This is a genomic window from Micromonospora sp. AMSO12t, assembly GCF_008806585.1.
Lineage (GTDB): Bacteria > Actinomycetota > Actinomycetes > Mycobacteriales > Micromonosporaceae > Micromonospora > Micromonospora reichwaldensis.
Map to the genome: position 1 here is coordinate 1 of NZ_WAAS01000324.1, position 6,594 is coordinate 6,594.

At 72.8% G+C, this 6,594-nt stretch carries 4 protein-coding genes; 2 read left to right on the forward strand and 2 right to left on the reverse strand.

What is annotated here, in order from left to right; genetic code table 11:
• Positions 1-43: 43 nt before the first annotated feature.
• Positions 44-1,207: an HAF repeat-containing protein gene (locus F6X68_RS29265; protein WP_192581587.1), complete on the reverse strand. Its 1,164-nt coding sequence runs from the start codon at positions 1,205-1,207 to the stop codon at positions 44-46.
• Between the two features lie 186 nt (positions 1,208-1,393).
• Here F6X68_RS29265 and F6X68_RS29270 point away from each other — a divergent pair, with 186 nt between their 5' ends.
• Together F6X68_RS29270 and F6X68_RS29275 are read left to right on the forward strand one after the other, a co-directional pair.
• Positions 1,394-2,572 (forward strand): DNA recombination protein RmuC, encoded by a 1,179-nt coding sequence (locus F6X68_RS29270; RefSeq protein ID WP_151457278.1) that lies wholly within the window; start codon positions 1,394-1,396, stop codon positions 2,570-2,572.
• 162 nt (positions 2,573-2,734) lie between these two features.
• Entirely contained in the window at positions 2,735-6,004 is a 3,270-nt protein-coding gene (locus tag F6X68_RS29275) for a S8 family serine peptidase (protein WP_151457279.1), read from the forward strand.
• A 276-nt stretch (positions 6,005-6,280) separates the two neighbouring features.
• Here the strand turns inward: F6X68_RS29275 and F6X68_RS29280 are convergent.
• On the reverse strand, positions 6,281-6,594 hold a 314-nt coding region (locus F6X68_RS29280; RefSeq protein ID WP_225852497.1), incomplete at its 5' end, for a hypothetical protein.

Sequence of the window (6,594 nt, forward strand, 5' to 3'; positions counted from 1 at the left end):
CGGGGCGGGGCGCGGTCCCGGGCCGGAGCGGTCTCCGGCGGGGCTAGTGTCGTCGGCCGAGGTTCCACACGACGGCGTGCACGTCGCCGCCGGTGGCGGCCAGCTGGCCGGCGACGAGCCGCCGGTCGTTGACGAAGCCCACCCGGCCGCCGGAGCGGCCGAGATCCAGCGGGCCGAGGTCGACGCCGCGGCCCCGCACCCAGGCCACGCCGTGTTTCGCGCCGCTGGCGACGGTCGCCTCACCGACCACGGTGCCGGCCTCGTTGATCGCCATGGCCTGGCTGTACGAGCCGCCGAGGGTGCCCAGATTCGTGACGACGCCGTGGTGCCACCGCACGGCGCGCATGTCCGTCGGGGTCTGCGCGCTGCCGGCGACCTGCCCGCGTCCGTTGACGCCCACCGGGTAGCTGTCGGTGCCGCCGAGGGTGCCGAGGTCCGTGAAGACACCGTCGTACCACAGGAAGGCGTGCCATCCGGAGCCGTCGACCCGCATGGTGCCGACCACCTGGCCCCGGTCGTTGATGCCGGTGGCCATGCTTGTCGCGCTGGCCGGCGGCGTCAGCCGGACCAGCCTGCCGTCGCGCCACAGCGCCGCCTCGGTGCTGGACCCGTCCGCGCTGTTGGTGAAGCCGACGACGTCGCCGCGGTCGTTGATCGCCGCCGCGAGGGTGTCGCCACCGCGACCGGGCAGGTCCGTGCTGATCCCGTTGCGCCAGCGGAACGCCCGGCCGTACTGGCCGCTGTCGTCGGTGTATCTCGTGCCGATCACCTCCCCGCGCTCGTTGACGCCGACGGCCGAGGACGGCCCGTGGACGGCGGAGAGGTCGGTCATGACGCCGTCGCGCCACCGGAATGGCCTGGTCCGCCCGTCGGCCAGGACGGTGGTGCCGACCACCACGCCCCGCTCGTTGACGGCGGCGCCGTGGCTGTCCGTGCCCAGCGTGCCGAGGTCGGTCAGGGTCCCGTCCCGCCACACGAACGCGTGGACGCGGCCGTCGGCGGTCTGGCTGTCGCCGAGGACCAGCCCCGAGTCGGTGAGCCCGACGGGGACGCTCCAGTCGCCGCCCAGCGTCCCGAGGTCCCGCCAGCCGACGGCGCCGCCCCCGGGCGGTGCGGCGACCACCGCGACCGGCGTGGCCAGGCCGGCGAGGAGGACTCCCGCCGCCGTCGCGACGAGTGTCCGTACGGGACGCGACCGACCAGCCATGCCGTCTCCCTCCGAGGCCCTGTCGTCACTCTGAGCCATGTCGTCGCTTCCTGTCTGCCCCGGAACGGCCAAACCCCGCCGCGCCGCTCGGCACGATCGGCCACAACGTCCATCCGCGACAAAGGCGGCGGGTGCGACGAGAGCGGCACGGCGGCGCGCGGGGCGCCGGTCTGGCAAGCTCCGGGGGTGGACTTCTCGACGCTGGCCGTGGTGATCGTCTGCCTCTCCGCCGGGGGCGCGGCGGGCTGGTACGCCGCCCGGACCCGCTCGGCGACCGAGATCGCCCGGCTGGACGCCACGCTGCGGGCCACCCGGGAGGGCGAGGGCCGGCTCGAACAGTCCATGCGGGCGCTGAGCTACGAGGCCACCGCGCAGTCCCAGGAGGCGGTGGCCCGCGCCGTAGCCCCGCTGCACGACACGCTGCGCCGCTACGAGCAGCGGGTCGCCGAGCTGGAGCACGACAGGATCGACGCGTACGCCGAGCTGCGCGAGCAGGTCCGCTCCATGAGCACGGTCTCGGGCGAGCTGCGTACGGAGACGAAGCAGCTGGTGGCGGCCCTGCGCGCACCCCAGGTGCGGGGCCGCTGGGGCGAGCACCAGCTGCGCCGGATCGTCGAGGCGGCCGGCATGCTGGAGCACTGCGACTTCTCGGAGCAGGTCACCGCCGCCACCGACCACCAGGGGGTCCGCCCCGACCTGGTGGTCCGGCTGCACGGTGGCCGGTCGGTGGTGGTGGACGCCAAGGCGCCGTTCGACGCCTACCTGACGGCGATGGAGGCCCGCGACGAGCGGGGCCGCGACACCCACCTCGACGCGCACGCCAAGCACCTGCGCGGACACGTGGACGCGCTGGCCGCCAAGACCTACTGGGCCGCGTTCGACAGCACGCCGGAGTTCGTGGTGCTCTTCGTGCCGGCCGACCCGTTCCTCGACGTCGCGCTGCAACGCGACCCGACGCTGCTGGAGCACGCGTTCGCCCGCAACGTGGTGCTGGCGACCCCGGCCACCCTGGTCGCGCTGCTGCGTACGGTCGCCTACTCGTGGCGGCAGGAGGCGCTGGCGCGCAACGCGGTCGCGGTGCACTCGCTGGCCCGCGAGCTCTACGGGCGACTGTCGACCCTGGGTGAGCACGTCGGCAAGCTCGGCTCGTCGCTCGGCGGCGCGGTGACCGCGTACAACCGGGCCGTGGGGTCGTTGGAGGCGCGCGTGCTGGTCAGCGCCCGCAAGCTCGCCGAGCTCGGGGTCTCCGACCAGGAGCTGGCCGCGCCGGCGCAGGTCGAGCTGGCGCCCCGTCAGCCGCAGGCCCCGGAGCTTCTCGGAAACGCTGAGACCGGGGCGCCGACCGGTCGGTCGGCACTGGACTGACGGCCGATACCTATCATCGCCGATGTGACAATGGACGCTCACCCATGTCACGAAGTGGTCACAACGAACTCCACGGTAGTGACAGTGACCAGCGGCAGCGCGAAGGATTCGCCTCACGCGTGCCCTGCATCTGAGGGCCCTGTTCTCTGGAGGAAAGAGAACGTGAGCAAACCCCGAAACCTGAGCCGGCGGACCTCCGCCGCGCTCTTCGCGTCGGTCGTGGCGGCCAGCGCGGTGACGGTGGCCGGTGGTGCCGCCACCGCGAGCGCCGCGCCGACCGCCGCACCCGACGCGTCCCAGGCCACCCCTGTGGAGGCGCTGGGCTCGCACGACGCCAAGCTGCTCGCCGAGGCGGAGGCGAAGAAGGCCCCGACCGTCACCCTGATCGTGGCCACCAAGAAGGGCGAGGCGAAGGACGTCGCCGCCGACCTCAAGAACCTGGGCGCGGCCGTCACCGAGCGGTACGACAGCATCGGCTACGTCCTGGCCAAGGTCCCCACCTCCAAGGTGGTCAAGGCGGCCACGCTGCCCGGCGTCTCCGCCGTCGACCTGGACGAGACCATCCAGCTGCCCGACCCGACGCCCGAGGTCGCCCCCTCCGGCAAGAAGGCGGCGAAGCAGGCCACGACGCTGACCGGCCCGGGGGCCGACACCCCGGCTGCCAACCCCTACATGCCGACCAACGAGATCGGCGCGGTCGACTTCGTCGCCAAGAACCCCCAGTGGGACGGCCGCGGCGTCACGATCGGCATCATGGACTCCGGTGTGGACCTCGGTCACCCGGCGCTGCAGAAGACCACCACGGGCGAGCGCAAGATCGTCGACTGGGTGACCGCGACGGACCCGTTCGAGGACGCCACCTGGCGCCCGATGCTCACCGAGGTCACCGGTCCGACGTTCACCTCCGGTGGCGCGACCTGGAAGGCCCCGGCGGGCACCTACCGGTTCAACCGGTTCAGCGAGTCGATCACGGCCGCCAGCGACCCGGCGGGTGACGTCAACCGCGACGGGGACCGGACCGACACGTTCGGCATCCTCTACGACCCGGCCACCCACAACATCTGGGTGGACGTCAACCAGAACAACGACTTCACCGACGACGCCCTGATGCGGCCGTACAAGGAGAAGTTCGACGTCGGGCACTTCGGCACCGACAACCCGGCCACCCCGGTGGTCGAGCGGATCCCGTTCGTGGTCGAGTACCGCGAGGACGTGGACACCGCCCCCATCGGCGGTCCCGGCCTGGTGGACTACGTCAACATCGGCATCGTCGAGAGCACCCACGGCACCCACGTCGCCGGCATCACCGCCGCCAACGACATGCTCGGCAACGGCGCCTTCGACGGTGCCGCGCCCGGTGCCAAGCTGGTCTCCGCCCGGGCCTGCTCGTGGGGTGGCGGCTGCACCTACGCCGCCCTCACCACCGGCATGGCCGACCTGGTGATCAACCGCAAGGTCGACGTGGTCAACATGTCGATCGGCGGTCTGCCGGCGCTGAACGACGGCAACAACGCCCGCGCCGAGCTGTACAACAACCTGATCACCACCTACGGCGTGCAGATGTTCATCTCGGCCGGCAACTCCGGCCCGGGCCTGAACACCATCGGCGACCCGTCGGTGGCCGCCAACGTGGTCAGCGTCGCGGCGAGCATCAGCAAGGACACCTGGCTGGCCAACTACGGCTCCGCGGTGAAGACGAAGAACGCGCTGTTCAACTTCTCCTCCCGGGGCCCGCGTGAGGACGGCGGCATCAAGCCGAACATCGCCGCCCCCGGCTCGGCCATCTCCACCGCCCCGACCTGGCAGCCCGGCAACGCCGTCCCCGAGGCCGGCTACCCGCTGCCCCCGGGCTACGCGATGCTGAACGGCACCTCGATGGCCTCCCCGCAGGCCGCCGGCGCCGCCGCGCTGCTGCTGTCGGCCGCCAAGGCGACCGACAAGGGCGTCACCCCGGCCGCGCTGCGCCGGGCGATCTACAGCTCGGCCAAGCCGATCAAGGACGTCCCGACGTACGGCCAGGGCTACGGCATGTTCGACGTGCCGGGCGCGTGGAAGCTGCTGCGCAAGGGCGTGGAGACGCGCTCCTACACCTCCGAGGCCCCGGTCTGCACCGTCCTGTCCGCTCAGCTGGGCACCCCGAACCTGGGCACCGGCCTCTACAACCGTTGCGCCTCCACCGAGGGTGGGCAGCGGATCGGCCAGTCGAAGAGCTACCAGGTCAAGCTCACCCGCACCAGCGGGCCGGCCGGCACCGTGAAGCACAACGTGGGTCTGCGTGGCAACGACGGCACCTTCACGGCGCCGAAGACCGTCTCGCTCCCGCTGAACAAGACCGTCACCGTCCCGGTCACCGCCAAGCCCGCCACCGCTGGCGCGCACGGCGCGATCATGACGATCGACGACCCGGCCACCTCGGTGATCGACTTCGAGGTCTCCACCGTCGTCGTCGCCTCGAACGACGTGAAGAAGCCGAACTTCTCCTTCTCGACCGAGGGCTCGGTCGACCGGAACGGCTTCACCTCGTACTTCGTGACGGTTCCGCCGGGCACGGGCGCCCTCCAGGTGAACCTCTCCGGCATTGCCACCGGTTCGCAGACCCGGTTCATCGCCTTCAACCCGTACGGCGTCCCGGTGGAGAGCACCTCCAGCCTCGCCTGCTACACCAACTTCTCCGACGCCAACGCCTGCAAGCCGCAGGAGCGCGACTACCAGAACCCGATCGCCGGGGTCTGGGAGATCGAGGTGGAGTCCCGTCGGACCTCGCCGTCGCTGAACAACCCGTTCCAGCTCACGGCGCGGGTGCAGGGTGTCGCGGTCGAGCCGGCCGTGGTCGAGCTGCCGTCGGTCACCGCCGGTGCGGCGACCCCGGTGACCTGGTCGCTGACCAACACCTTCGGCCCGGTCGCGGTGACCGGTCAGGGCGGCCCGCTCTCCAGCGTCCACGCTGAGCGGCCCACCATCACCGAGGGCACGTCGCAGGAGTACACCGTGGAGGTGCCGGCGGGCGCGACCCGCTTCACCGCCCGGATCGGCAACCCGGCCAGCGCCGCGGCCGACCTCGACCTCTACGTCTTCCGCGGTACCGCGGAGGTCGGTCGGGCCGCCGACGGCGACTCCGAGGAGGCCGTGACCATCAACAACCCGCCGGCGGGCACCTACCGGGTGGTCGTCGAGGGTTACGCGGTGGACGGGGCCGGTGGCAGCACCGCCTACGACTACCGGGACTCGTTCTCCGCGGCGGCGCTGGGCAGCCTCTCGGCGCCCGCCACCCCGCTCAACCTGGCCCACGGCGCCACCGCCACCCTCACCGGTACGGTGACCGCCCAGTCCACCCCGGTCGCCGGTCGGGCGCTCTTCGGTGAGCTGTCCGTGGTGACCACCGAGGGCGCGGTCGTCGGCCGCGGTGCCGTCTCCATCGGCGCCGTGAACTGACCCGTCCCGCACCGGAACACCGGAGCCCGTCCCCACCCGGGGGCGGGCTCCGCCCGTTGCGGTGACCTCCGTCGCGACGCGGGGTGCTCGGGCCGCCCGACACAGCACGGACGGACGCGCTCGCCACGTCCGTCGCGACGCAGGAGGCTCGGGCCGCCCGACGCGGCCACGGACGGACACCCTCGCCCCTGGCGGGCAGGCACACCCACGTGCGGCGGACGGCCGTCCGGTCAGCCCCAGCGGGCGGTACCGGTCAGCCCTTGCGGGCGGAGCCGGTCAGCCCCGGCGGGCGGTCTCGACCAGGAAGGGCGTGCCCTGCTGGCAGGTGGTGAGCAGGTCGCGCTGGACCCGGCCGGTGACCGTGACCTTGGCGCCCGGCTTCAGCAGGTCACGCGGGCCGCCGATCAGCAGGTAGTTGTCGAGCAGCAGGCAGTTGGGCTCCACCCCGGAGGTGACGGTCCCGTTCAGGGTGGTGCCGCCGGCCGGCGGCGTCTTCGTCGGCCCGCCGCTGGGCCTCGTGGGCGGGGGCAGGGCCGGCCCCGTCGGGTCCACCGGGTCGCCAGGGGTCGGCGGGACCGCGGGGCTGCTCG

Excerpts from the sequence above, each read along its gene's own strand:
- F6X68_RS29265 (WP_192581587.1), bottom strand. The coding sequence starts at position 1,207 with ATGGCTGGTCGGTCGCGTCCCGTACGGACACTCGTCGCGACGGCGGCG.